Source organism: Vibrio sp. R11-SG3-ISO3-SZ, assembly GCF_059834345.1.
On the sequence record NZ_JCBDGX010000031.1, the window covers coordinates 1 to 25,091 of the forward strand.

A 25,091-nucleotide genomic window follows, 5' to 3' on the forward strand; every position below is an offset into this window, starting at 1 on the left:
AACATGCCAATCGATTTGCTGCTTGTGCGTGACGACGATATCCCAGGTTTGATCATGGACGGTGTGGTTGATCTTGGTTTCATTGGCGAAAACGAATTGGAAGAAGTCCGCCTAGACCGCAAAGCATTGGGTGAGCCTAGTGAGTTTGTGACATTGCGCCGTCTCGATTTTGGTGGCTGCCGCCTCTCTATTGCGATCGATAAGGATGAAGAGTACAACGGCCCGCAAGATTTGGCCGGTAAGCGTATCGCTACCACCTACCCACAATTGTTAAAAGCCTACATGGATGAGCAAGGCGTACCGTTCTCAACCTGTATGCTGACCGGTTCTGTTGAAGTCGCGCCACGTGCTGGCCTTGCTGATGCCATCGCCGACCTAGTGTCTACCGGCGCTACTTTAGAAGCGAACGGCTTAAAAGAAGCGGAAGTCATCTTCCAATCAAAAGCGACCCTTATTCAGCGCAAAGGTGAGTTCGCACAAGATAAAACCAAACTGATTGATAAGCTATTGACTCGTATGCAAGGCGTTCAGCAAGCGAAAGAGTCGAAATACATCATGCTGCACGCCCCAGCAGACAAACTTGAGCAGATCAAATCGCTCCTTCCTGGCGCAGAAGATCCAACCGTTTTGCCGCTCTCTGCTGATAAACAAAAAGTGGCCGTTCACCTTGTGAGTACCGAAAACTTGTTCTGGGAAACCATGGAACAACTCAAAGAGCTTGGTGCTAGCTCAATCCTAGTACTGCCAATTGAGAAAATGATGGAGTAAGGGCGATGAGAACAGTTGTTTGGCAATCATTGAGTGAATCTCAACAAGACTCCATTTTAGAGCGCCCTGCCATTACCGAAGGGGCGAATATTACCGCTGCGGTGTCTGAGGTTATCGCACAAGTAAAAACGCAAGGCGATGCTGCTCTATTGGCGTTGACGGAAAAGTATGATCGCGTCAAACCAGAGTCGACTCGAGTCTCAACTCAAGAGATTGAGGCGGCGTCAGAGCGCTTAAGCGAAACCATGAAGCAAGCGCTTGAGCAAGCGTACGCCAATATCGCTAAGTTTCACAAAGCCCAAAAGCCACAGCCTATTAAAGTTGAAACGCAACCTGGTGTTGTGTGTGAACAAGTGACTCGAGCGATTCAGAAAGTCGGTCTTTACATTCCAGGTGGCAGTGCGCCACTGCCATCGACCGTATTAATGCTCGGCGTACCGGCTAAGATTGCGGGTTGTCGTAAAGTGGTACTCTGCTCACCACCACCGATCGCAGATGAAATCCTCTACGTGGCGAAGCTGTGTGGTATCGATGAAGTTTACAATGTTGGTGGTGGTCAAGCGATTGCTGCGATGGCTTACGGAACAGAAACCGTGGCGAAAGTGGACAAGATTTTCGGCCCTGGTAATGCGTACGTCACAGAAGCTAAGCGCCAAGTGAGCAACGATTTTCGCGGTGCCGCGATCGACATGCCAGCGGGCCCTTCTGAGGTGTTAGTGATCGCTGATGAGACCGCCGACCCAGATTTCATTGCTGCGGATCTCTTGAGCCAAGCTGAGCACGGCCCAGACTCACAAGTGGTGTTGGTCACGCCATCGCCAGTGATTGCCGATCAAGTGACGGATGCTGTTCAGCGTCAACTTAAAGTACTCTCTCGCGCTTCTATTGCAGAAAAAGCACTGGCGTCGAGTTTGATCATCATTTCTGATTCCATCACTCAGGCGGTTTCTATTTCGAACTACTATGGCCCAGAGCACTTGATCGTACAGACCAAGAACCCACGTGAACTGCTTCCTCTTCTTGATAACGCTGGATCGATTTTCCTTGGTGATTGGTCTCCTGAGTCAGCGGGCGACTATGCGTCGGGCACCAACCACGTTCTGCCTACCTATGGTTACACTCGCACCTATTCAAGTCTAGGATTGGCGGATTTCTCCAAGCGTATGACGGTGCAAGAGCTCTCAGAGGAAGGGATTAAAAATCTTGCGCCGACCGTCGTGACCATGGCGGAAGCAGAAGGACTGGATGCGCACAAACGCGCCGTTACCATTCGTGTAGAAAAATTGGCTCAGAAGCAAGGGTAAGAGATGGAAAAGCTAGCACGCAAACAAGTTCAGCAATTGACCCCTTACCTGTCAGCACGTCGTATTGGCGGCAGTGGCGATGTGTGGCTCAATGCCAACGAGTCGCCGTTCAACAATGAGTATAAGATGGATTTCGCCCGCCTGAATCGCTACAGTGAGTGCCAACCTACTGAGTTGATTAACGCTTACGCCGCTTACGCGGGGGTGAAACCTGAACAAACGCTGACCTCGCGCGGTGCGGATGAGGGTATTGAGCTTCTGATTCGCGCATTTTGTGAGCCGGGCGAAGACGCCATTTTATATTGTCCACCTACCTACGGAATGTACGCTATTTCAGCGGAAACCATTGGTGTGGAGAAAAAAGTGGTGCCGTTGACTCAAGATTGGCAACTGGATCTCAGCGCCATTGAAGCCAACTTAGACAAGGTAAAACTGGTCTTTGTTTGCAGCCCTAACAATCCAACCGGTAATTTGGTTAAGCGTGAAGACATCGTCCGACTGCTTGAGATGACCCAAGACCGCGCTATTGTTGTGATGGATGAAGCTTACATCGATTTTTGTCCAGAAGCATCGACGGTCGATTTACTGGCTCAGTACCCCAATTTGGCTATTTTGCGCACTTTGTCCAAAGCGTTTGCCCTTGCCGGTCTGCGCTGCGGCTTTACCTTGGCGAATGAGGCGTTGATCAACGTCTTGCTGAAAGTGATCGCGCCATACCCAGTGCCTGTGCCAGTGGCGGAAATTGCCACCCAAGCTCTCTCAGAGGCAGGGCTTGCTAGAGCCAAGTTCCAAGTTCTGGACCTCAATGCCAATCGCGCGTATTTGCAAGCGGGCCTGTCGACCATTGCTGGTTTAACGGTGTTCGAGGGGTGGGGCAACTATCTGTTGGTGAAATTCCCCGATGGTGATGCACTGTTTAAAGCGGCGTGGGACACTGGCATTATTTTGCGCAATTCGCCGATTGAGGATTGCGTTCGCATCAGTATTGGTAGTCGAGATGAGTGCGAGAAGACTCTCGGTTTTATCCGTAACTACTATTTATCCGCAACTACTACAGCGCGTGATGACACGCAGTAAAGAAACAAATGGGCGCTGGCTGTGGCGGGCGCCTTTAAGATTGAGATAAGGAAGTTCGAGTGAGCACACAACAAAAAATTCTTTTCATTGACCGAGACGGCACCTTAATCGTCGAGCCGCCGGTTGATTTTCAAGTCGATCGTTTAGACAAACTCAAGCTAGAGCCGTATGTCATCCCAAGTTTGCTTGCGCTGCAAGACGCAGGGTATCGCTTGGTGATGGTCACAAACCAAGATGGCCTAGGCACAGACAGCTATCCGCAAGCGGATTTCGATGCGCCGCACGACATGATGATGGAAATCTTCTCCTCTCAGGGTGTGAAGTTTGATGATGTATTGATTTGTCCTCATTTTGAAGAGGACAACTGTTCGTGCCGTAAACCGAAATTGGGTATGGTCAAAGAGTACCTTCAAGGCGGCAAAGTGGATTTCAAGCACTCTGTGGTCATTGGCGATCGCGCGACCGACCTTCAACTGGCGGAAAACATGGCGATTCGCGGCATCCAATACCACCCAGAAACCATGGGGTGGCCGAAAATCTTAAAAGAGCTCACCGTGAATGCTCGCGTTGCTGAAGTGGTGAGAACCACCAAAGAAACCGACATCAAAGTGAAGGTTAATCTCGATGAGCAAGGTGGCAACGCCATCAGCACTGGTCTTGGCTTTTTTGACCACATGCTAGACCAAATTGCGACGCACGGCGGCTTCCAAATGGTATGTCAGGTGGAAGGCGATCTGCACATCGACGATCACCACACCATTGAGGACACTGCACTGGCGTTGGGCCAAGCACTAAAAGAAGCGTTGGGCGATAAACGTGGGATTGGCCGCTTTGGTTTCAGCTTGCCGATGGATGAGTGTCTGGCGCAGTGCGCGTTGGATCTCTCTGGTCGACCTTACTTGAAGTTTGATGCCAAGTTTAGCCGCGATCAGGTCGGCGATTTATCCACTGAAATGGTGGTGCACTTCTTCCGCTCATTGACCGATACATTGGCGTGTACCTTGCACCTCTCTTCAGCCGGCGATAATGATCACCATATCATCGAAAGCTTGTTTAAGTCGTTTGGTCGCACTCTGCGTCAAGCTATTAAAGTGGAAGGCAATGAACTGCCGAGCAGTAAAGGCGTGTTGTAAGGAGAGAGACTATGACAAAGCAAAACGTCGTTATCATCGATACTGGCTGTGCCAACGTCTCATCGGTCAAGTTCGCTATTGAGCGCCTAGGTCAATCCGTGACGATTTCAAAAGATCCTGATGTGGTGCTCGCTGCGGATAAGCTGTTCTTACCCGGTGTTGGCACGGCAAGCGAAGCAATGAAAAACCTTGCTGAGCGTGATTTGATTGATTTGGTGAAACGGGTCGAAAAGCCACTGCTTGGTATCTGTTTAGGTATGCAACTGCTTGGCAAACTCTCCCAAGAGAAAGGCACGCAAGGCGAAAATGCGGTTGAGTGTCTCGGTCTTTGTGACGGCGAAGTGCGCTTGATGGAGACGGGTGATCTTCCGCTCCCGCACATGGGGTGGAATACGGTATCGGCCACCCCAGATCACCCACTGTTTAAGGGGATTGAAGAGGGCGAGTATTTCTATTTCGTCCATAGCTTTGCGATGCCTGTCGGCGACTACACCATCGCTCAGTGTGAGTATGGCCAACCCTTTACCGCTGCGGTGCAAAGTGGCAATTACTACGGGGTGCAATTTCACCCAGAGCGCTCATCGAAAGCCGGCTCAAAACTGATTGAAAACTTTTTAGCATTATAGGGACATAACCTTCGTGATTATTCCAGCACTCGATTTAATAGAAGGTCAGGTCGTTCGTCTTTATCAGGGCGATTACGGCCAAGTGACCGAATACAAAGTGGATCCAGCTGAGCAGTTTAATCTGTATCACCAAGCTGGCGCCAACTGGCTGCACCTGGTGGATTTGACTGGTGCTAAAGATACCAGTGCGCGTCAGTTAGACCTGATTGCCAAACTGTTAGCCAGTACCCCTGCAAAAATTCAAATTGGCGGCGGCGTGCGCAGTGAGCAAGACGTTGTGGATTTACTTGAAGCCGGCGCCGAGCGCGTCGTGGTTGGTTCCACAGCGGTGAAGCAACCAGAACTGGTCAAAGGTTGGATGGAAAAATACGGTGCGGAGAGAATTGTCTTAGCGCTCGACATCAATATCGATGATCAAGGTGTACGCAAGGTGGCGATCTCCGGCTGGCAAGAAGATTCAGGCGTGACGATTGAAGCCTTAATTGACGATTATCTAACTGTCGGATTACAGCATGTTCTATGCACGGACATCTCACGTGATGGTACGTTGACGGGCTCTAACGTTGAGCTTTACGTCGACCTTTGCAAGCAGTACCCGCAAGTGCAATTTCAATCGTCAGGGGGCATTGGGTCGCTGGCTGACGTCGAGGCGCTCAAAGGTAGCGGTGTGTCTGGCGTGATTGTTGGTCGTGCGTTACTCGATGGCAAATTTACTGCAGAGGAGGCGTTTGCATGTTGGCAAAGCGAATAATTCCTTGTCTCGACGTTCGAGATGGTCAGGTGGTGAAAGGGGTTCAATTTCGCAACCATGAAATTATCGGTGACATCGTGCCCCTTGCGCAGCGTTACGCTGAAGAAGGTGCGGACGAACTAGTGTTTTACGATATTACCGCATCCAGTGATGGCCGCGTGGTCGACAAGAGCTGGGTAGCCCGCGTTGCTGAGGTCATTGACATTCCTTTTTGTGTGGCTGGTGGTATCAAATCGGCTGAAGATGCGGCGCGCATTCTCGAGTTCGGTGCTGATAAGGTGTCGATTAATTCGCCGGCCTTAGCCAATCCACAGCTGATTACCGATCTTGCGGATAAATTTGGTGTACAGTGCATCGTGGTAGGCATTGACTCTTATTACGATAAAGAGACAGGCAAATACCAGGTGTACCAGTTCACTGGTGACGAACAACGTACCAAAGCGACACTGTGGGAAACACGCGACTGGGTACAAGAAGTTCAAAAACGAGGCGCCGGTGAGATTGTCCTTAACATGATGAATCAAGATGGCGTGCGCAACGGCTACGACATCGAACAGCTCAACATGGTGCGTGAAGTGTGCAAGGTACCGCTGATTGCTTCTGGCGGAGCCGGTGAAATGGTCCACTTTGCAGACGCTTACCATCAAGCTAACGTCGATGGTGCATTAGCGGCTTCGGTTTTCCATAAGCAAATCATCAATATCGGTGAATTAAAACACTACCTGAAACAACAAGGCGTAGAGGTACGAGTATGAGTTTTGCTAGCGGGCAAGTGAGCGCACTTGCTGAGCGTATCGACTGGGACAAAGTGGATGGCTTAGTGCCTGCGATTGTCCAAGATTTCCAATCGAGCCAAGTGCTGATGATGGGCTACATGAATCAAGATGCGCTAGAGAAAACCGCGCAGACAGGACAAGTGACCTTCTTTTCACGTACGAAATCACGTCTGTGGACGAAAGGTGAGACCTCAGGGAATGTGCTTCAACTGAAAAACATGGCGCTTGATTGTGACAACGATACCTTGTTGGTCAAAGTGGAGCCTATCGGACCGACGTGCCACACAGGTACCACGACGTGCTGGGACGCTGACAAGCAAGAAGAGTCGCAAATGGTGTGGCTTCATCAACTTGAGCAGCTATTGGCTGCCCGCAAGAGTGCCGACCCAGACTCTTCCTATACTGCCAGCCTTTATGCCCGTGGCACCAAACGTATTTCGCAGAAAGTGGGCGAAGAGGGCGTTGAAGTCGCGCTTGCGGCGACGTCGGGCGACAAGGCGGAGCTAGTGTGTGAGTCGGCAGATCTGATCTACCACTTGATGGTGCTGCTTCAAGACCAAGGTCTATCTATGAACGATGTAATCAATAAGCTTAAAGAGCGTCATAAGTAACATGATTATTGATGAATGAGTGGTGCATGACATCGCTTGCTGACAGAAAAACGCTCTCGGCGATACCGAGGGCGTTTTTTTTGAGCGTCTATTCGAACAAAAAGAAGTAGCCGTAACCGACCAGTAACGCCGGTAAGGCTGAATAGACGGTCGCGACTAAGGCGGCTTTTGGCGCCAGTGCAATCGCCGGGAACAAGGCATCGCCGTCGTTAGAGATGGCATTCGCCAATTGTGCTGATAGGGGCGCCGCACCAGAGATATACAAACTGGTCACCAAAATTTGCGGCCCGCACCCGGGAAGCAGACCCACAGCAACCCCCATTAGAGGCATCCAAACCCCAAGTTGAGCCACACTATTAGTGATATCGATATGCGCAGCCTGTTGGATGAGCTCAAAGGCGAGGAAGGCGACAATCACCCAGGCAGTCACAAAGTTGGTATCTTGCGCGGCTTTTTGAATCGGGTGTGACGAGACGATTTTGCAATCTTCCGCTACCGTTGACTCATAGTCTTTGATCTCACGAGTCAGAGACCATAGTAGCATGCTCATGACAATCAAACCCGTCCCAAGCCACTCCATGGTCATGTCAGGCACGTTTAACCACTGATTCACATCAACTTGAAAGGAACCGAGTATGGCGACAAGAGCGGTGGGGATCAGCAGCCACTTCCAGAATGTCCCTTGCAGATTGATGGCTTGAATTTCAATCGCTTTACTCGTCTCTTTATTGGCTGCGTGTTGCAGCGTCTGTAACGTTAGGGCTTGCTTAAGTGCGGGACGCAAAAAGTCGTCTTTGTGAATTGCGTTAACCACCAAGCCACTGACAATACCCACGACAACACCCAGTGCAATCACACCCAATCCCACATTTGGCTGGCTGGCGAGGAGCAGAAAGGCCGCATCACCCATGGTGGCGGTCAGCACAGCGACGATGGCGCCAAATCCGACTCGCCCGCTAACAAATTGGGTGGTGACGACAATCGCGCCACCACAACCTGGCAGAGCGCCGAGCAGAGCGGCAAAAATCACTTGGTAGTGGCGCGAGTGCTGATACAACGCCACGATTCGGTTGTCCGAACGAGTGATCTTCGCAATCGAGTGGTAGAGAGCGAGTGTCATTGCCACGTAACAAGACACGGCCCAGAAGGCATCAGAGAGGGTCGAAACCGTGAGCGCGCGTGTTGAGTCGTTTAATAACAGCGCCAATAGCCCTACTGGTAGCAGCAAGCGTTTGTAAGCGGGTCTAAATTGCAGCGAGTCAAGCGTGGCAGTTTGGGCATCGAAGTGATTCATAGTGCAAACCATCGTAAAGCATTTCTTTGATTATATGAAAATGATAATGATTTGCAAATGCATTTAAATCGATTTCACCTATCGATTCAATGGTTAAAACGAGCCGACTTAAACCCCTTGATTTAAAAGTGGTAAACGCTGATGGTTGACAAGAGCACGAAGGCTATCGGTACTTCATTACGAGTTCATCATAGCGTCCGCTCTGTTTTAGCTGGTGCAGCCCTATCATAAAACGGACCATTAGGGTGTTTTTTTCGGGATGATCTTTGGCGATGGCGAGATGCACGGGTTTTATCATCAAGCTTTTATCGACAAAGTAAAAGTGGTCTGAGTCTAAACCGATTTCCTTCATGGTATGAATGGCGGCTCGCTCATCGGCGATGATGGCGTCAACGCGTTTTGCGCGCAGTTTTCGAAGATTGGTGGCGAGATCGCTCGCGACTACCCGAGTAAAGTAGGTGGATTCATTAAAGCGCTCTCCATAGCCATAATCTTCAATAATGCCGACCGTCATGCCTTCTAATGAGGTGAAGTCTCGGTACTCAAAGGCGTTTTCTTTTAGCACAATAAACTTTAGGTGGACCATCAAATAGGGCACGCTAAATTCTAGCTCTTGGGTACGATCGTCTGACCACCAAAGCGACACCAACATATCTTTTTTACTGTTTCGCACTTCTTTAAGTGAGCGCAGCCAAGGCAAAATTTCCAAATCGATGTCATAGCCCTGCGTGGCAAACGCTTCTTGAACAATCTCTATCGCTAGCCCGGAGTTGACCCGTTCAAACACATAGGGAGGCCACTGCGCTTGAGTGGCGCGTATCACGGGAGGGCTGGCCCAAAGCGCTGTGCTAAGGAGAAGCAGCGGCAGAGCATAAAAACAAAAACGCATGGCATTGACTCATTTATGATTATTGTCCTTTGAGTGTAGACACCTTTTGCCCGACAGCCAAAACACCCGATAGGGGTTAATTGGCGCTTTTGGCACCGTTAGGCGATGACAAATTCTCAAAATCAGGTAAAGTATCGGGCTTCGTGAGTAATCGCCCAGATCGGGCTCGTAATAGTCGTATAGGAAATAAGATGATTCTAGTCGTAGGTCACAAGAACCCTGATAGTGATAGTATTTGTAGTGCTTTGGTGGCAACTGAACTGCTGAAGGCACGTGGCGAGCAAGCCATGCCTATCCGCCAAGGTGAAATCAACCGTGAAACTCAACACATCCTTGACGTTGCTGGTGCAGAGACGCCAGAGCTTCGTACGTCTGTGGCCGGTGAGAAAATCTGGTTGGTTGACTATTCAGATCTCGCACAGGCACCTGATGATGTGGCAGACGCAGAAATCCTAGGTATCGTCGATCACCACCGTCTAGGTGATGTGATGACCATCAACCCGATGGAAGCGTGGATCTGGCCAGTAGGCTGCACCAACACGGTTCTATTCAATATGTTTAAAATCGAAGGCCACACAATCACGCCTAAGATTGCCAAGTTGATGATGTCGGCCATCTTGTCTGACACCGTGGGCTTTGCTTCGCCAACGTGTACGCAAAAAGACAAAGACGCGGTTGAAGAGCTAGCGAAGATCGCAGATGTGGCAGACATTGATGCCTTCATCAAAGACCTTCTGATTGCTAAGACGAACATCGAAGGTCTGTCGGCAGCGGAATTGGTTGAGAAAGATCTTAAAGGTTACCCATTCAACGGTCGTGATGTCGTGGTGGGTCAGGTTGAGCTTGCAACGCTAGAGCAAGTTGATGGCATGATTGACGCGCTGGAAGCGGATCTTGAGCGTCGCTGCGATGAAGAAGGTCTTGCGTTTGCAGCTGTGATGCTGACAGACATCACCACAGCGCAAACTCGTCTACTCTATAAAGGTGAGTGGGCGCAGAAGCTGGTTAAGCATGAGAAAGATGGCATGCTGATGATGGAAAACACGCTGAGCCGTAAGAAGCAAGGCTGGCCTTGGCTACAAACTGAGTTGGCGTAATCCAAACAGTGATCATTTTCAAGCGCTTACAGGGTCGCCTGTGAGCGCTTTTTTCTTTGTTTAAGGGGGTAACATGTCACTCAGTGAAGAGCAAAAGACAAGCATTAACAAGATGCGTCCGGATGAGCGTTTTAATTACTGTTTAAATACGATCGCAAAAGAGCGCAAAGTGTGGATCTTAACCGATGAGCATGGCTGCGTGATGCTCAACACCGAAGATGATGATTGCGTGCCTGTGTGGCCCTCTGAAGAGTTTGCGCGTGAGTGGGCGACTGGTGAGTGGTCTAAATGCGAGCCGCAATCCATTTCCACGGCAAAATGGTTCAGCCGTTGGACCGTCGGGCTTGAGCAAGATGAGCTCTCTGTCGTTGTCTTTCCTGACAGCAATGAAGAGGGCGTCGTGCTGTTTCCAGACGAGTTTGAATTTGAGCTGAAAAAACGCGGCTAACCGTGCCCGTTCAACGTGATTAATAACCACCAACCAGCTTAAATAGCTGGTTGTTTTTTGCCTGCTTGGCAGCATCGCGTAAGATGCCTTGTTGCTGATAGCGTTGCAGCAGTCTACGCACCACTGGCGCGGCCTGCTCTCGGCTCATACCGGGGCGCAGCTCAGGTTCGTAGAGCAGTTTTAATAAAATGACGTCGAGAGGCGAGAGCAGATCTTCAGGCGTTTCGTCATTAAAAATCGAAGGGTAGGCGCTTTCTGCGTCATTGGGCAGACCAAGCACTTGGGTGATCTCTTCGACGATGCATGCCAGCAGCTTGCCGTGACTGCGCGCTTGATCCACCGGGATAATGACGACCCCTTTGTCGATAACGCTGCTGTTCGTATAACTAAAGCTCGCTTTGCAGATGGCCCCCTTGATGTGCTCAAGAGCAAAAAGGCCTATTTCCTCGGCGATCTCGTCTTGCCACTGACTTTGACGGGTGAATATCCACACCACGTTGGCGTCATCTCGGCGTGAAACGCGCCGAATGTCATGGCCAGTCATCGCGGATAAGTCGCGCAGATGTGCATTGGTCAGCTCATCATGAAGCACGTGATCAGCCACGCGGTGATCGATCCAAATACGAATCGGTGCCTGCCATTTTGTCAGTGGCTTGTCACCAGGGCGGTATTCGTTTTTTAGTGCAACATCGAGAAAAGCGCGTTCAACAAAGTTTGGGTCAAGCCAGGTCGTCTGGCTAGGGTAGGCGAAGGTGAGGTGAGCAAAGAGCAGCAAGGGGCTAAGTAGAATCGCTTTGCCCCGTTTGAATAGATAGATTCGCTGTTCCATTGCTGACATCCCTGATTGAAATGGCGATTTAGCGAAAGCAGAGCGCTTTGTTAAAGTGGCTTTCAACCATGCGCTGAGTGATCGGGTGTTGTGGGTCAGTCAGCACCTTGTGGGTATCACCCGCCTCGACCACTTCTCCCTCGTGCATCACCATCACTTTGTCAGTGATGTGTTTGACGGTGCCAATATGCTGCGACACATAGACAAACGATACGCCCATCTCTTCTTGCAGTTCTAGAAACAGGTTAATGATCTGTGAGCGCATCGCCATATCAAGACCATTGAGCGCTTCGTCGGCGATGATGACAGAAGGCTGCAAAATTAACGCTCGCGCGAGACAGACGCGCTGCTTTTGACCTGTTGCCAACATTTGCGGGTAGAAGTACGCATGCTCGGGCAACAATCCCACTCGAAGTAGGGTCTCTTTCACGCGCTTAATGCGTGCTTCGGGTGGCATGTTGGTGTTTCGCTTCAATGGCCCCTCAAGGATACGGCCAATCTGAATTCTTGGATTGAGCGAGGTGTTCGGATCTTGGAAAATCATGCGAATGAGCTTACAACGCGTCGAGTAATCTTCATGGCGCAGCGCTTCGCCATTCACTCGGATTTCGCCAGAGCTGGGTTCAACCACACCGGCCAACATGCGCGCTAACGTGGACTTACCAGAGCCATTTTGGCCGATAAACCCCACAGTTTGCCCTGCTTCTAAGCTAAAGCTCACGGGCTTGACAGCCTGTTGGATTTTCTTTCGAAACAAGCCATAACGCGTGACAAACTGTTTCGACAGTTGGTCGACTTCAAGTAGCGCACTCATGCTTTTTTTCTCTCCGTATTGAGTGGAAAGTGACAGGCAAATTTGTGGTTTTTAATCCGTCTGGTCATGGGGATCTCAACACACTGACGCTGCGCGTATGGGCAGCGGGGTCCAAGGCGACAGCCAATTGGCAAATGTTGCAACGGTGGAATGGTGCCGGGCAAGGATTGCAGTTTTTCTTTGTGAGGAATCCACTCACTAAAATCGGGCATCGCTTTCAATAGCGCCACGGTGTAGGGGTGTTTTGGCTTTTCAAGCAACTGCTCGGTATCTGCCGACTCCACTGATTGACCACAGTACATCACGGTGATGCGATCGGCCCACTGGGTGATGGTGGTGAGATCATGACCAATCAGCAAGATTGAAGTGTTGTTGATCTGATTCATTCGACTGAGCAAACGCAGGATTTGCGATTGCGTGATCGGATCGAGGTCATTGGTGGGTTCGTCTGCAATTAACAGCTTGGGTTTGGCCGCGATCGCCATCGCGATCATCACCTTTTGGCACTCCCCATCCGTCAGCTCATAAGGGTAGCTGTTCATCAGACGGTTGTGATCTTTAATGCCCACTTTGTGCAGTAGGCCAATGGCTTGCTTCTTACGCCAACTAAAGCGCTCGTACCAGCGGCCTTCAAAGGCGCTGGCTGGAATCGATTCAATCAGCTGTTTGCCCACTTCTTCCGATGGATCCAAACAGGTGGAGGGCTCTTGGAAAATCATCGCCACATCGCGCGCAATAACGCGGCGACGCTCTTTCGGCGTGAGTTGCAATAGGTCTATATTGCCTAAGCGCATGCGGTCGGCGGTGATTTTCCAGTTCTCTTTGCACACACCAACGATGGCTTTCGCCACCAGACTTTTACCTGAGCCAGATTCGCCCACAAGCCCGCGAATCTCGCCTTCGTTGAGAGTCAGGCTCATTCGATCGACCGCTTTCATCAGCCCTTGTGGCGTTTCAATCTCGATCGTGAGATGACGGATATCTAACAGCGGCATTATTCAATCCCCGCATTTAATGCTTGGCGAACCCCTTCGCCAACGAGGTTGATCACGATGACTGTGAACATAATGGCAAGGCCCGGCAACGTCACTGTCCAAGGCGCTAAATAGATGAGCTCGACGGAGTCACCGAGTAGCGCGCCCCATTCGGTACTTGGCGTTTGAGCGCCAAGGCCTAGAAAGCCCAGTGCGGTGATGTCCAAGATGGCCAATGACAACGCGTAGGTCATTTCGGCTGCGATCACCACTAAGATATTGGGCAGAATGGAGTTCCACAGCAGGTAGAAATCATTGGCACCATCGAGTCTTGCGGCCATGATGTAGTCTTTTTCCACTTCTGCGTGCACCGCGATATACAAAGAGCGCACGAAACGCGGAATAAGCGCTAGACCGATCGCCAGTAAGATATTGAATTCGCCAAAGCCCAGAAAGGCGACGAAAATGATCGCCAACAGCAGGGAAGGGATCGACATCACAGTATCAAGCAAGTGGTTGAGCGTACTGGAGAGCAGGCCTTTGGTCATTCCGGCCAAAATACCGATTGAGCAACCTATGAGGGCCGCGATGAGTGTGATGATGATGGCGGCGCCGAACGTCAGCTGTGAACCTTCGATTAAGCGCGAGAGAATGTCTCGGCCTAAATCGTCGGTGCCAAGGAAGTATTCGACGGTGCCGGTCGGATCCCAAGAAGGGGGGATCAGCAATTCACCGGTTTGTGCTTGCGGGTCATGGGGTGTGATCCACGGAGAGAGTAGCGTGATGACGATTAGCAGAATCAAACACCACAAACCAAACATCGCCAAGCTATTGGCTTTGTAGCTGCGCCAAAAACGCTCAAACTGAGTGGGTATCAACTCTTCTTGATAGATGTTATCGCTTAGCATACCACTCCTTCCTTACCAGCGGATTAACCATAGCACCCAACAGATCCGAGACAATATTGGCGGTGAGTACCAGTGTTGCCACTACGATGACACCCGCTTGAATAGAGACGTAGTCACGGTTTGATAAAGCATCCAGTAGCCAGCGACCAATCCCCGGCCAGTTAAAAATAGACTCGGTAATGATGGCCAAGGTCAACATGCTTGATAACTGAATACCGATTTTGGGGATGATGGGTGGGATGGCATTACGCAGCACGTGTTGAGTTACGATCTCGTGATTTGAGAGGCCTTTAATCCGCGCTGCGCGAATGTAGTTTTGCCCCATCACTTCCGCAACCGAGGCGCGCATCAAGCCAATAACTTGTGTGGTCGGAGCGAGTGCCAGCACCAAGCAGGGCAAGATCAGGTGTTCGATAACACTTTGCAGCGCGTGCGCTCGGTACGCACCTTTGGCAAAAAACGCGTCAACTAAGGCAAAGCCGGTCACGTGTTCAATTTGATACAGAAGATCGTAGCGGCCGCCAACGGGAAATAACTCAAAGTGCAGTGAGAACGCCATGATCATTAATAGTGCAATCCAGAATATCGGCGCAGAATAGCCCGACATCGAGGTAAAGGAGATCGCCGTATCAATCCACTTACCTTGGCGCATGCCCGCTAACGTGCCAATCGGAATACCAATCATCAGGGAGATGACAAACGCGATAAAGCACAGCTCAATGGTGGCAGGGAAGACCACTCCCAGCTCGTCAATAATCGCCACGCCTTGCTTATTAACGCCAAAGTTTAAGTGCATCAACTCTCCGACGTAAGTCGTCCATCCTGACCAGTAGCTCATTTGGCTCCAGGCGGAGTCGGGCTCTAAACGAAGTAAGCTAAAGCCCACCATGGTCAAGATAAGCAAGGTGATGATGAAGAGGTTCAGTCTTCTTAGGGTATACAGCAGCATCAGTTCACCCTCTCCACTTTATCAAAAGGTTGTGCATTGAATGGGCTCATGCGAAAACCACGAATCGAGCGATCATGCGCTTGCAACTGTACGCCGTGATTGAGTGGGATCACGGGAAATTCTTCGTTCAAAATATTCTGCGCTTGCCTATAGAGGTTGAGGCGATAGCGAGGACGATCCACTTCCAGCGCCAAATCGAGCAAAAAGTCGAAATCTGGGTTACACCAACTGGAGACATTCAGTCCAACGCGATCGGAATCACACGACAAGAGTGGACGCAGAATGTTGTCCGGATCACCCGTACTGGCGATCCAACCGGTGAGGTAGAGATCGATGTTGCTCGTGAGGTTGGTTCGCTCGAAGCGCTCATCAGTAATGAGGTTTAAGGTGATGCCAATGTCTGCCAAGTTCGCTTGAATCAACTCCGCGGTTTTGCGCGGGCTTGGGTTGAATGCGCGAGGCTCAAGAGGTACCGACATACTGAGCTCCAAACCTTCGCTGAATCCAGATTCTCGCAGCAGTGCCAAAGCATAGTTGCGATCGTAACGAATTTGGTTGGCGTCTTTTTGGTACGCCCAAGAGCTAGGCGGCAGAACCGAATAGGCTTGGCTACCCGTACCATAGTAGACAGAATCTAAAATGTTTTGTCGGTTAATGGCAAAGTTGAGTGCCTTGCGCACGCGCGCATCTTTGAGCGCAGGGTGGGCGGTATTGACAGCAATAAAGGAGATGTTCATTGCGGGCTTGGAAATCAGCTCAATGTTATCTTGCTCGCGAATGATGGGCAGTTGACTCGACAGAGGCGAGCTCAGTACATCACATTCGTTACGCAGCAGTTTAGCCAGTGTGCCAGTACCGCGATGGGAGATGTCAAACACAACTTGCTCCATCAAGGCGGGCTGTTTCCAGTAACGTGTATGGCGTTTAAGGCGAATCAGGTCGTTGACTTGGTACTCTGCCAAATAAAAGGGTCCGGTGCCGACGGGGTGAGAATCTAAGCGCGCTTTTTCATCTTTTATCTCCAGTTCACTCGCGTACTCTTTGGAGAGAATCACCGGGTAGCTGGTGGCGATGTTGGATAAAAACGTGTTATCCGGACGAGAGAGAATAAAGCGGACTTGGTCATCTGAGGTAGCCACGACATCTTCAATTAAATTGGGGAAGTCGATGCTGTTAAACCAAGGGTAAATACCGCCCCCGACGTGATGAAACGGATGTTGTGGGTCAATGATACGCTTAAAACTAAACACCACGTCTTGTGCATTCAGTGCTCGAGAGGGCGTAAACCACGGTGTGATTTGAAATTGGATGTTGGGACGAAGCGTAAACGTGTACTCCGTGCCGCTTGCATCGACCTGCCATGCGGTGGCGAGACTGGGTATGGGTTCGTATGTATCTGGATCGAGGACCAGTAAGGTATCGAAAATCTGAGGGCTGAGCGCTTCAGACGTGATGCCGCTGTCGACCAGTTGCGGGTTAAAGGTCCCGGGGCCACCTTGGCCACAATAGACGAAGCCACTTTGGCGGATTTTGCTGTGGTCGATGTCGTCTCCGCAGCCGCTAAGCAAACCGAGGCCAACGAGACCGAATGTTAACTGTAGTAATGCTTTCATAGAAAGAGCGATTGCCTGAGATAAAGCACAAAGCGATTGGACATTATGCCTCAATATCTGAGTGATTTACCATAAAAGATAAGGGTAATTTATCATTAAACCTCTTGATAACCCAAGTGTTGGGTTATCAAGAGCCGATTTACTCATCGTCTGCGGAAGACTCAAGGTTTGGCGTATTTAATTGATACTTTCTCACCATTCCCCTGAGCTGATGATAGCTAAGACCGAGCAATTGTGCGGCTTTTCGCTGGTTGTATTTGCTTTCTGCCAGCACTTGGTTAAGCAGAGCGATGTCTTGCTCTTCCTGCCAGCGTTTGTAATCCATCGGAAAAGTAAACACAGGCGCACCTTCAGCATTGGACGCCTTCTCTATAGTGTCATGAGAAGCGGATTCGAGAGGCTCACTCCACTGCGGCTTAAAAGGGTTAAAGGTCAACTCATCAATCGGCGTTTCTTGCTCGCCATGAAGGTACACGGCACGTTCGACGACATTTTTCAGCTCGCGCACGTTGCCAGGCCAGTCGTAATCGAGCAACGCTGCCTCCGAATGTTCGGTGAAGCCGGCAAAATAGCTAAGCCCTAATTCACGGCACATCTTGATGGCGTAGTATTGGGCAAGCAATAGGATGTCTTGTTGACGCGCTCGTAACGGTGGGAGGTAAATGACATCGAAGGCGAGCCTGTCGAGCAAGTCAGCGCGAAAATGCCCGTCTTTCGCCATGGTGGGTAAATCGGCGTTGGTGGCGCAGATGAGCCTGACATTGGCCGTCAGTGGTTTTTGCCCTCCGACTCGCTCATAGTGACCATACTCGATGACGCGCAGCAGCTTTTCTTGCACCATTTGCGGGGCAGTGGCCAGCTCGTCTAGAAACAGCGTGCCATTTTCCGCACGCTCAAATCGGCCTTGATGACGCCCTTTGGAGCCGGTAAAGGCTCCTTGCTCATGCCCAAATAGCTCGGAATCTATCAAGCCTTCGCTAAGCGCCGCGCAGTTAAGTGAAATTAAAGGTTGGTCCCAACGCTTGGACAGGTAGTGAAGGCGCTGTGCGATCAGCTCTTTGCCCGTTCCTCGCTCGCCGATAATTAACACCGGACGCTCTATCGCAGCCAATTTGGAGACTTTATCGAGCACCGCAAGAAACGCGGGTGACTCGCCAATCAGATTTTGTTGCATAGTCGCGGCTCACTCAATATCGCCCCTATGGGCGGTTGGTAAAATTTACCTTATGTTGGTTATTTTCATCACATGCGTGTCTTTCAATCAAGAGCTAAAATCTAAGTGATTGTTTTAAATGCGCTTATTTATTGGCACGACACTTGTATTGTTCACACTCGTAGCGACAACCATTAAGGAGCCTCATCATGGGTATTTTTTCAAGATTCGCCGACATCGTTAACTCCAACATCAGTGCTCTGCTTGATAAAGCCGAGGATCCCGAGAAGATGATCCGCCTCATTATCCAAGAGATGGAGGATACACTTGTCGAAGTGCGCACTAACTCCGCCAAAGCGATAGCGGACAAAAAAGAGCTGGCGCGCAAAGTGGAAGCCATTGATGAGCAAGTGCATGATTGGCAGCAGAAGGCCTCTTTAGCATTGACTAAGCAGCGCGAGGATCTCGCCCGTGCTGCCTTGATTGAGAAACAGAAATTACAAGACGTACTCAAAGGTCTTCACACAGAGCAAACCTTAGTGGAAGAAACCATCGAGAAGCTGACCGGTGAAATCAGTAAGCTAGAGAGTAAAATTACCGAGACTCGCGCCAAGCAACAGGCGTTGGCGATTCGCAGCCAAGCCGCCTCCAATCGTCGTGATGTTCAGAAACATCTGCACACGGCCCGAACCAACGAAGCGATGGCGAAGTTTGATCAATATTCACGTAAGATTGATGAACTGGAAGCGGAAGCAGATGTGTTTGCGCAATCTGGCCAGAGTAAATCACTTGACCAAGAATTTGCTGAGTTGCAAGCTCAAGATGAAATTGAGAAAGAACTCGCGCAACTAAAGCAGCAGATGGAAGAGAAAAAATCCTCTTAATCCCTCTGTGAAAAATCATTTCGCCGCAGAACATTCGCCCCACAACAATAGGGAGAAGCGATCAGCTTCTCCGCCTAAAAGGAGTCATGTATGTCATCGTTTATGGTTACAGGGCCATTAATTGTCTTTTTGATTTTTGTCGCCCCCTTGTGGCTTTTCTTGCACTATCGCAGCAAAAAAAGAACCAGCAGTGGCTTATCTCAAGAGGATTACCAGCGCCTGCAAAGCTTATCCAACAAAGCCGATGCGATGCAGCAACGAGTAGAAACCTTAGAGCGGATCCTTGACGAGCAGTCCCCAAACTGGAGACGTCGCTATGAGTAAACGTGAACTGTATCGAGATCCTGCCAACGGTAAGTTGTCGGGCGTGTGCGCTGGGCTGGCCAACTACTTCTCACTAGAAGTGTGGCTAGTACGTATTTTGGTCATCTCTGCAGCGCTGTTGGGCGGCTCGTTTCTGGTGCTGCTAGCCTATGTTGCTCTCAGCTTTATGTTGGAAAAAATGCCCGCCAGTTATCAAGCGGAAATGGAGAGCGAGCAAGGACATAAACTCAAGAGTAAGCCTTGGGAAAAGGGTCAAGCGCCAAGCGCATTACTCGATAATATTGAGCAAGAGTTTGATCAGCTCGAAGGCAAAATCAGAGATATGGAAGCCTACGTCACCTCAGATACGTTTAGTGTCGAGCGGGAGTTTCGCTCGCTCTAACGGGGCGGCGGCAAACAGTGATGGGGCGCCCACTTCATGCCTTTATCATCAAAGCGTGAAAGTTCATCACTGAGACTGATGTCTAAAACTCGGCCAAATCCCTAATTTTCATAATAATTTATTATCCCTGTTATGGAAGCGTGCATCGCTATCATCTACCTTTATTAATAGTTGGATTAAATAGATGAATAGCGAACAATGGAACTGTGACTATGCGAACTTCCTTAACGCTCGTGGTGGGCGCCGCGCTGATTAGTGGCTGCGGAAAAGAGCCTGCCCCTGTCCCTGAGCCAGACTCTCGTCCGGCGAAATTATTTACCGTCTCGGTTGGCAACACGCAATTTGAACGTCAATTCCCGGCAGTCTCTGAAGCCGGAGATCGCGCCGTTCTTGCATTTCGCGTGCCTGGGCAGCTGCAAACCATTGATGTGCGCGAGGGGCAAAATGTCACGCGTGGTCAAGTGTTAGCCACCCTCAACCCCGATGAATATGCCTTACTTGCCGAGCAAGCCAACGCGCAGTTCACACTGGCTGACGTGCAATATCGCCGTTATAAAAAACTGCGTGAAGATAAAGTCGTTTCCGAGCAAGATTTTGACCAAGCGCAAGCCAACCACAATTCGGCAAAAGCACAGCTTGATCAAGCCAACGCGAATCTGGGCTACACACGCTTACTTGCGCCTTATGATGGCACCATCTCGTTGATTCCCGCTGAAAACTTTGAATATGTCGCTGCTAAGCAAGCAGTGATGAATATTCAAACCAATCAATTAATGAAAGTGGTGTTCCAACTGCCAGACTACCTGCTCAATCATTTTGCGCGAGGGGCACGATCCCAAGCCGTCATGACTTTTGACGCCTTTCCTGAGTACCAATATTCGCTGAGTTTTCAAGAGTTAGATACGGAAGCGGACCCCAAAACCGGATCGTACAAAGTGACCATGATTATGGAGCGCCCAACGGATGTCGGGATTTTGCCTGGCATGGCTGGCATTGTCAGTGTCACCGCGGGCAGCGGAGAAGCGACAACCATCCCGAAATCAGCACTGCTTGAACAAGACGGTGTCACTTATGTATGGCGAGTCGATGACCAAGGTCTAGTGGAAAAAGCGCCAGTCACATTGGATGAGCGCCGTTATGTGGTGTCGGGGCTCAGTGATGGCGACCAAATAGTCACCTCTGGGGTCAACAGCATGACTGCAGGTATCAAAGTGCGTGAATGGATTAAAGAGCGGGGGTTGTGATGAACAGAATATGGACCACATCGGTCGCCTTGCTGTGCACCAGCGTATTGTTTGGCTGTGAAAGAGAAGCGGACTACTTAGATTTTGGCTTGCCTAAAGTTAAAGTGGCGAGCGTCGGCAGCGAGTTCAGCGGTGATAGCCTCTTTTTTCCTGCGGTGGCCAATGCCGCTGACCGAGCTCATCTTAGTTTTCGTGTCGCTGGCGAAATTAGCCAATTGAATGTCAAAGAAGGGGATAAAGTCGCAAAAGGTGACGTCATCGCCGTGCTTGACCCAACCGACTACCAGTTGGATGTCGACAACGCCAGTGCCAAATACACCGTGGTTGACAGTCAATATCGCCGCTCAAAACCCTTGGTGGATAAAGGGCTGTTGGCGAAGTCTCAGTTTGATGAAATTGCCGCGAACCGCCAAATTGCGCTCGCAGAACTGCAACTGGCTAAGTTGCGGCTCTCGTTTACCCAATTATTGGCACCCGTCGATGGGGTGATTTCACGTGTGGCGGTGGATCAGTTCGAAAATATTCAAGTGGGTCAGCAAGTGGTGAACATTCACAGCTTAGACAACGTCGAAGTGGTGATTCAATTGCCAGACAGACTCTACGCCCGCCAACCAGAGCAAGCCAAACTGGAAAAAATCGATGCGGTGGTTCGTGTGCCTAGTGGCAACGAATATTCAGCAACCATCAAGGCGTTCACCACTGAGCCCGATCCCTCAACGGGCACTTTCACCGTGACCTTATCAATGCCCATGCCAGAAGAGGAGTACATTTTGGACGGCATGGCGGTCGAAGTGACCTCACGTGGGGAAAACGCAGGCTTGAATTTATCAGCAGGGGTACAAGTACCGATTGAAGCGATATTTAATGCCGATGGCGACGCACTGGCGCGTAGCGAAACCTTCATCTGGCGTCTAGACGATGACGGTACGGTTAGCAAGCAAGCCGTGGTGACTGGCAAGGCGACCAAAACATCGGTGCAGATCCTTGAAGGCCTGGAAGCGGGTCAACAAGTCGTAATCGCAGGGCTCGGGAAATTGACACAGGGAATGCGAGTTGAAGTCATCGCCAAGGAGGCGCAGCATGACGAACTCTAATCAAACGCCACGCGCAGACGACGACATTACAGGCATCGCCGCGTACTTTATTCGCAATCGAGTCATCAGTTGGATGATTTCACTGATCTTTTTGATTGGTGGAGCGGCGGCGTTCTTTGGTTTGGGCCGTTTGGAAGACCCTGCCTTTACCATCAAAGATGCTATGGTCGTCACTTCCTATCCCGGTGCCACACCGCAGCAAGTGGAAGAAGAGGTGACTTACCCACTAGAAAAGGCGATTCAGCAACTGACCTATGTCGATGAAGTGAACTCCATTTCCAGTCGAGGTTTATCGCAAATCACCGTCACCATGAAAAACAACTACGGGCCGGATGATCTGCCGCAAATTTGGGACGAGTTGCGCCGCAAAGTCAACGACCTCAAAGGCTCGCTGCCACCTGGGGTAAATGATCCACAAGTGATTGATGACTTTGGTGATGTGTATGGCATTTTGCTCGCCGTCACCGGAGATGGTTACAGTTACAAAGAGCTGCTTGATTACGTCGACTATCTGCGTCGAGAGCTTGAACTGATAGACGGTGTCAGCAAAGTCTCGGTGAGTGGTCAGCAACAAGAGCAAGTGTTTATCGAAATTTCCATGAAGCGCCTCAGTAGCCTCGGGTTATCACCGAGCACGGTGTTTAACTTGCTTTCGACACAAAATGTGGTCTCGGATGCCGGCGCGGTGCGCATTGGCAGCGAATACATTCGCATTCAGCCGACGGGTGAGTTTCAAAATGTCGACCAGTTGGGCGACTTGATTTTGACAGAATCGGGCGCACAAGGACTTATCTATCTGCGGGACGTCGCCGAGATTACGCGCGGATACATCGAAGTCCCAAGCAACATTATTACCTTTAACGGCCATTTGGCGCTCAACCTCGGCGTCTCTTTTGCGCAAGGGGTGAATGTGGTCGAAGTAGGGCAGCGTTTTGATCGCCGTTTGGCTGAGTTGAAATATCAGCAGCCGGTAGGCGTCGAGATTGCAGAAATCTACAGCCAGCCGAAGGAAGTCGACAAGTCAGTGAGTGGCTTTGTGGTCAGCTTGGGCCAAGCGGTCGCGATTGTGATTGTGGTGCTACTGTTTTTCATGGGCTTACGCTCCGGGCTCTTGATTGGTCTTATATTACTGCTGACCGTGTTGGGTACTTTTATTTTTATGAAGTACTTTGCGATCGATTTGCAGCGCATCTCGCTTGGTGCCCTGGTTATCGCACTTGGTATGCTGGTGGACAACGCGATTGTGGTGGTGGAAGGGATACTGATTGGCACGCAAAAAGGGCGCACCCGACTGCAAGCCGCGACGGATATCGTCACGCAAACCAAGTGGCCTCTGCTCGGTGCGACGGTGATTGCGGTTACTGCGTTTGCGCCTATTGGGCTGTCTGAAGACTCGACCGGTGAGTATTGCGGTACCTTGTTTACCGTGTTGCTTATCTCGTTAATGCTCAGTTGGTTTACCGCGATTTCGATTACGCCGTTTTTTGCTGATATCTTCTTTAAAGGGCAAAAAAACGCCGCGGGCAGTGAGGATGCCGATCCCTACAATGGGATTATCTTTGTCGTCTATCGACGCTTTTTGCAGTTGTGTATGCGCCAAGCTTGGTTCACGGTCATCGTCTTGGTGGTGGGGTTGGCCGCCAGTGTGTATGGCTTTGGCTTTGTTAAGCAGGCGTTTTTCCCCTCATCGACCACGCCCATGTTTCAGGCGGATATTTGGTTGCCAGAAGGGACGGACATTCGCGCGACCAACACTAAGCTCAAAGCGTTAGAGAGTTGGATCACTCAACAAGATGGCGTCGAGCATGTCACCACGACCGCCGGAAAAGGCTTGCAGCGCTTTATGCTCACGTATGCTCCGGAGAAAAGCTACGCAGCTTATGGGGAGATCACCACGCGAGTCACCAGCTATGAATCTTTGGATGCCTTGATGGTGAAATTTCGTGCCCACGTTGAGCAGCAGTTTCCGGAAGTCAATTACAAGCTGAAGAAGATTGAGCTCGGCCCGGGCGGTGGCGCAAAAATTGAGGCGCGCCTGATTGGCTCCGACCCAACGGTGCTGCGTTCGCTCGCCGCAGAGGTGCAGGGCATCATGCGTGACGATCCTGGCGCGACCAACATCCGTCATGACTGGCGTGAGCGCACTAAGGTTTTAGAGCCCAAGTTCAACGAAAGCCAAGCGAGACGTTACGGCATCACAAAATCCGATGTTGACGATTTTCTTTCGATGTCGTTCTCTGGGCTCTCCATCGGTGTGTACCGAGATGGGACGACCTTGATGCCAATTGTCGCAAGACTGCCTGAGGAAGAGCGGGTGGATATTCGCAACATCGAAGGGATGAAGATATGGAGCCCTGCACTGAGCGAATTTATTCCCCTGCAGCAAGTCACGCTAGGTTATGACATGCGCTGGGAAGACCCGATTATTGTGCGTAAAAACCGCAAACGTATGTTGACTGTCATGGCTGACCCAGACTTGCTCGGCGAAGAAACAGCGGCCACTCTGCAAAGTCGCTTACAAACCAAGATAGAAGCGCTCGAGTTCCCGCCGGGGTATTCGCTCGAATGGGGCGGGGAGTATGAGTCTTCCGCCGATGCGCAAGCATCGCTATTTACTACGATGCCGATGGGCTATTTGTTCATGTTCTTGATCACCGTGTTCTTGTTCAACTCCATCAAAGAGCCGATCATCGTCTGGTGCACCGTGCCATTGGCCCTGATTGGTGTCACCAGTGGACTATTGCTGCTGGATACACCGTTTGGTTTCATGGCGCTACTCGGCTTTTTGAGTCTGTCTGGCATGGTATTGAAAAACGGCATTGTGCTGCTGGATCAGATCGAGATAGAGATGAAACTGGGTAAAGATCCCTACGTCGCGGTGGTGGATGCGGCGCTGAGTCGTGTACGTCCGGTGTGTATGGCGGCGATTACTACCATTTTAGGTATGATACCGCTGCTACCGGACATCTTCTTTAAACCGATGGCCGTGACCATTATGTTTGGTCTTGGGTTTGCCACCGTGCTGACGTTGATTGTGGTACCCGTGTTGTATCGCCTATTCCACTCAGTATGTGTGCCGAATGGTCGAGAGCCAAGTGACCCTTCAGCACAGGGTATGCAAGAGGCGACTCAGTAACTCGCAGTTAGAA

The 25,091-nt window shown here is 50.6% G+C and carries 25 protein-coding genes; 16 read left to right on the top strand and 9 right to left on the bottom strand.

Features of this window, described 5'->3' with window-relative positions:
* The 8 genes from hisG to hisIE form a co-directional block, all read left to right on the top strand.
* Positions 1-768, top strand: a 768-nt coding sequence (hisG, locus tag AC6R1O_RS04225) for an ATP phosphoribosyltransferase (RefSeq protein ID WP_500656529.1), incomplete at its 5' end; no start/stop codon positions are given.
* A gap of 5 nt (positions 769-773) precedes the next feature.
* Complete coding sequence (gene hisD / locus AC6R1O_RS04230) at positions 774-2,072, top strand: histidinol dehydrogenase (protein WP_500656530.1); 1,299 nt, start codon at positions 774-776, stop codon at positions 2,070-2,072.
* Between the two features lie 3 nt (positions 2,073-2,075).
* Positions 2,076-3,149, top strand: coding sequence for a histidinol-phosphate transaminase (gene hisC / locus AC6R1O_RS04235; RefSeq protein WP_500631622.1), 1,074 nt, complete (start codon positions 2,076-2,078; stop codon positions 3,147-3,149).
* Between the two features lie 59 nt (positions 3,150-3,208).
* Positions 3,209-4,282, top strand: a complete 1,074-nt coding sequence (gene hisB / locus AC6R1O_RS04240) for a bifunctional histidinol-phosphatase/imidazoleglycerol-phosphate dehydratase HisB (RefSeq protein ID WP_500631621.1) — start codon at positions 3,209-3,211, stop codon at positions 4,280-4,282.
* A gap of 11 nt (positions 4,283-4,293) precedes the next feature.
* Complete coding sequence (hisH, locus tag AC6R1O_RS04245) at positions 4,294-4,908, top strand: imidazole glycerol phosphate synthase subunit HisH (protein ID WP_334550767.1); 615 nt, start codon at positions 4,294-4,296, stop codon at positions 4,906-4,908.
* A gap of 13 nt (positions 4,909-4,921) precedes the next feature.
* Positions 4,922-5,659, top strand: coding sequence for a 1-(5-phosphoribosyl)-5-[(5-phosphoribosylamino)methylideneamino]imidazole-4-carboxamide isomerase (hisA, locus tag AC6R1O_RS04250; RefSeq protein WP_500656531.1), 738 nt, complete (start codon positions 4,922-4,924; stop codon positions 5,657-5,659).
* Positions 5,641-6,414 (top strand): imidazole glycerol phosphate synthase subunit HisF, encoded by a 774-nt coding sequence (hisF, locus tag AC6R1O_RS04255; RefSeq protein ID WP_500631620.1) that lies wholly within the window; start codon positions 5,641-5,643, stop codon positions 6,412-6,414. Before hisA ends, hisF begins: the two co-directional genes overlap by 19 nt.
* Entirely contained in the window at positions 6,411-7,046 is a 636-nt protein-coding gene (gene hisIE / locus AC6R1O_RS04260) for a bifunctional phosphoribosyl-AMP cyclohydrolase/phosphoribosyl-ATP diphosphatase HisIE (RefSeq protein WP_334550764.1), read from the top strand. The genes hisF and hisIE overlap by 4 nt, the downstream gene beginning before the upstream one ends.
* 88 nt (positions 7,047-7,134) lie before the next feature.
* Here the strand turns inward: hisIE and AC6R1O_RS04265 are convergent, their stop codons facing one another.
* Both AC6R1O_RS04265 and AC6R1O_RS04270 read right to left on the bottom strand, forming a co-directional pair.
* Complete coding sequence (locus AC6R1O_RS04265; RefSeq protein ID WP_500656532.1) at positions 7,135-8,340, bottom strand: putative manganese transporter; 1,206 nt, start codon at positions 8,338-8,340, stop codon at positions 7,135-7,137.
* Between the two features lie 163 nt (positions 8,341-8,503).
* On the bottom strand, positions 8,504-9,229 hold the full coding sequence (locus AC6R1O_RS04270) for a transporter substrate-binding domain-containing protein (protein WP_500632620.1): 726 nt from the start codon (positions 9,227-9,229) through the stop codon (positions 8,504-8,506).
* A 191-nt stretch (positions 9,230-9,420) separates the two neighbouring features.
* On the opposite strand from AC6R1O_RS04270, the gene AC6R1O_RS04275 reads away from it, so the two are divergent.
* Together AC6R1O_RS04275 and AC6R1O_RS04280 are read left to right on the top strand one after the other, a co-directional pair.
* Complete coding sequence (locus AC6R1O_RS04275; protein WP_500631617.1) at positions 9,421-10,326, top strand: manganese-dependent inorganic pyrophosphatase; 906 nt, start codon at positions 9,421-9,423, stop codon at positions 10,324-10,326.
* Between the two features lie 73 nt (positions 10,327-10,399).
* Complete coding sequence (locus AC6R1O_RS04280) at positions 10,400-10,774, top strand: DUF2750 domain-containing protein (protein ID WP_500631616.1); 375 nt, start codon at positions 10,400-10,402, stop codon at positions 10,772-10,774.
* Positions 10,775-10,793: 19 nt separating this feature from the next.
* Here AC6R1O_RS04280 and AC6R1O_RS04285 read toward each other — a convergent pair whose 3' ends face one another.
* The 7 genes from AC6R1O_RS04285 to pspF all read right to left on the bottom strand — a co-directional run bounded on the left by AC6R1O_RS04285 (position 10,794) and on the right by pspF (position 18,035).
* Entirely contained in the window at positions 10,794-11,603 is an 810-nt protein-coding gene (locus AC6R1O_RS04285; protein ID WP_500656533.1) for a DUF2927 domain-containing protein, read from the bottom strand.
* 28 nt (positions 11,604-11,631) lie between these two features.
* On the bottom strand, positions 11,632-12,417 hold the full coding sequence (locus tag AC6R1O_RS04290; RefSeq protein ID WP_500632616.1) for a peptide ABC transporter ATP-binding protein: 786 nt from the start codon (positions 12,415-12,417) through the stop codon (positions 11,632-11,634).
* Positions 12,414-13,412 (bottom strand): peptide ABC transporter ATP-binding protein, encoded by a 999-nt coding sequence (locus AC6R1O_RS04295; RefSeq protein WP_334550754.1) that lies wholly within the window; start codon positions 13,410-13,412, stop codon positions 12,414-12,416. The genes AC6R1O_RS04290 and AC6R1O_RS04295 overlap by 4 nt, the downstream gene beginning before the upstream one ends.
* Entirely contained in the window at positions 13,412-14,299 is an 888-nt protein-coding gene (gene sapC / locus AC6R1O_RS04300; protein WP_500631614.1) for a putrescine export ABC transporter permease SapC, read from the bottom strand. Before sapC ends, AC6R1O_RS04295 begins: the two co-directional genes overlap by 1 nt.
* Positions 14,286-15,248 (bottom strand): ABC transporter permease, encoded by a 963-nt coding sequence (locus tag AC6R1O_RS04305; RefSeq protein ID WP_500631613.1) that lies wholly within the window; start codon positions 15,246-15,248, stop codon positions 14,286-14,288. The genes sapC and AC6R1O_RS04305 overlap by 14 nt, the downstream gene beginning before the upstream one ends.
* The gene (locus AC6R1O_RS04310; RefSeq protein ID WP_334550748.1) at positions 15,248-16,861 is read right to left on the bottom strand and encodes an ABC transporter substrate-binding protein; all 1,614 of its coding nucleotides are present in this window, start codon (positions 16,859-16,861) and stop codon (positions 15,248-15,250) included. Before AC6R1O_RS04310 ends, AC6R1O_RS04305 begins: the two co-directional genes overlap by 1 nt.
* Before the next feature lie 139 nt (positions 16,862-17,000).
* Positions 17,001-18,035 (bottom strand): phage shock protein operon transcriptional activator, encoded by a 1,035-nt coding sequence (pspF, locus tag AC6R1O_RS04315; protein WP_500632615.1) that lies wholly within the window; start codon positions 18,033-18,035, stop codon positions 17,001-17,003.
* A gap of 188 nt (positions 18,036-18,223) precedes the next feature.
* Between pspF and pspA the strand changes: the two genes are divergently transcribed.
* From pspA to AC6R1O_RS04345, 6 genes are all read left to right on the top strand, one after another.
* On the top strand, positions 18,224-18,898 hold the full coding sequence (gene pspA / locus AC6R1O_RS04320; RefSeq protein WP_500631611.1) for a phage shock protein PspA: 675 nt from the start codon (positions 18,224-18,226) through the stop codon (positions 18,896-18,898).
* Positions 18,899-18,988: 90 nt separating this feature from the next.
* The gene (gene pspB / locus AC6R1O_RS04325) at positions 18,989-19,222 is read left to right on the top strand and encodes an envelope stress response membrane protein PspB (RefSeq protein WP_334550742.1); all 234 of its coding nucleotides are present in this window, start codon (positions 18,989-18,991) and stop codon (positions 19,220-19,222) included.
* Positions 19,215-19,604 carry an envelope stress response membrane protein PspC gene (gene pspC, locus AC6R1O_RS04330; protein WP_334550740.1) on the top strand — a complete coding sequence of 130 codons (390 nt, stop codon included), beginning with the start codon at positions 19,215-19,217 and terminating at the stop codon, positions 19,602-19,604. The genes pspB and pspC overlap by 8 nt, the downstream gene beginning before the upstream one ends.
* A gap of 212 nt (positions 19,605-19,816) precedes the next feature.
* Positions 19,817-20,848, top strand: a complete 1,032-nt coding sequence (locus AC6R1O_RS04335; RefSeq protein WP_500632614.1) for an efflux RND transporter periplasmic adaptor subunit — start codon at positions 19,817-19,819, stop codon at positions 20,846-20,848.
* Complete coding sequence (locus tag AC6R1O_RS04340; RefSeq protein ID WP_500632613.1) at positions 20,848-21,942, top strand: efflux RND transporter periplasmic adaptor subunit; 1,095 nt, start codon at positions 20,848-20,850, stop codon at positions 21,940-21,942. Before AC6R1O_RS04335 ends, AC6R1O_RS04340 begins: the two co-directional genes overlap by 1 nt.
* Positions 21,929-25,078: an efflux RND transporter permease subunit gene (locus AC6R1O_RS04345; RefSeq protein ID WP_500632612.1), complete on the top strand. Its 3,150-nt coding sequence runs from the start codon at positions 21,929-21,931 to the stop codon at positions 25,076-25,078. The genes AC6R1O_RS04340 and AC6R1O_RS04345 overlap by 14 nt, the downstream gene beginning before the upstream one ends.
* Positions 25,079-25,091 lie beyond the last annotated feature (13 nt).

Bases quoted from the DNA above. Each gene is read 5' to 3' on its own strand.
- hisD (WP_500656530.1), top strand. From the start codon at position 774: ATGAGAACAGTTGTTTGGCAATCATTGAGTGAATCTCAACAAGACTCC.
- hisC (WP_500631622.1), top strand. From the start codon at position 2,076: ATGGAAAAGCTAGCACGCAAACAAGTTCAGCAATTGACCCCTTACCTG.
- hisH (WP_334550767.1), top strand. From the start codon at position 4,294: ATGACAAAGCAAAACGTCGTTATCATCGATACTGGCTGTGCCAACGTC.
- hisF (WP_500631620.1), top strand. From the start codon at position 5,641: ATGTTGGCAAAGCGAATAATTCCTTGTCTCGACGTTCGAGATGGTCAG.
- hisIE (WP_334550764.1), top strand. From the start codon at position 6,411: ATGAGTTTTGCTAGCGGGCAAGTGAGCGCACTTGCTGAGCGTATCGAC.
- AC6R1O_RS04265 (WP_500656532.1), bottom strand. From the start codon at position 8,340: ATGAATCACTTCGATGCCCAAACTGCCACGCTTGACTCGCTGCAATTT.
- AC6R1O_RS04270 (WP_500632620.1), bottom strand. From the start codon at position 9,229: ATGCGTTTTTGTTTTTATGCTCTGCCGCTGCTTCTCCTTAGCACAGCG.
- AC6R1O_RS04275 (WP_500631617.1), top strand. From the start codon at position 9,421: ATGATTCTAGTCGTAGGTCACAAGAACCCTGATAGTGATAGTATTTGT.
- AC6R1O_RS04280 (WP_500631616.1), top strand. From the start codon at position 10,400: ATGTCACTCAGTGAAGAGCAAAAGACAAGCATTAACAAGATGCGTCCG.
- AC6R1O_RS04285 (WP_500656533.1), bottom strand. From the start codon at position 11,603: ATGGAACAGCGAATCTATCTATTCAAACGGGGCAAAGCGATTCTACTT.
- AC6R1O_RS04290 (WP_500632616.1), bottom strand. From the start codon at position 12,417: ATGAGTGCGCTACTTGAAGTCGACCAACTGTCGAAACAGTTTGTCACG.
- AC6R1O_RS04295 (WP_334550754.1), bottom strand. From the start codon at position 13,412: ATGCCGCTGTTAGATATCCGTCATCTCACGATCGAGATTGAAACGCCA.
- sapC (WP_500631614.1), bottom strand. From the start codon at position 14,299: ATGCTAAGCGATAACATCTATCAAGAAGAGTTGATACCCACTCAGTTT.
- AC6R1O_RS04305 (WP_500631613.1), bottom strand. From the start codon at position 15,248: ATGCTGCTGTATACCCTAAGAAGACTGAACCTCTTCATCATCACCTTG.
- AC6R1O_RS04310 (WP_334550748.1), bottom strand. From the start codon at position 16,861: ATGAAAGCATTACTACAGTTAACATTCGGTCTCGTTGGCCTCGGTTTG.
- pspF (WP_500632615.1), bottom strand. From the start codon at position 18,035: ATGCAACAAAATCTGATTGGCGAGTCACCCGCGTTTCTTGCGGTGCTC.
- pspA (WP_500631611.1), top strand. From the start codon at position 18,224: ATGGGTATTTTTTCAAGATTCGCCGACATCGTTAACTCCAACATCAGT.
- pspB (WP_334550742.1), top strand. From the start codon at position 18,989: ATGTCATCGTTTATGGTTACAGGGCCATTAATTGTCTTTTTGATTTTT.
- pspC (WP_334550740.1), top strand. From the start codon at position 19,215: ATGAGTAAACGTGAACTGTATCGAGATCCTGCCAACGGTAAGTTGTCG.
- AC6R1O_RS04335 (WP_500632614.1), top strand. From the start codon at position 19,817: ATGCGAACTTCCTTAACGCTCGTGGTGGGCGCCGCGCTGATTAGTGGC.
- AC6R1O_RS04340 (WP_500632613.1), top strand. From the start codon at position 20,848: ATGAACAGAATATGGACCACATCGGTCGCCTTGCTGTGCACCAGCGTA.
- AC6R1O_RS04345 (WP_500632612.1), top strand. From the start codon at position 21,929: ATGACGAACTCTAATCAAACGCCACGCGCAGACGACGACATTACAGGC.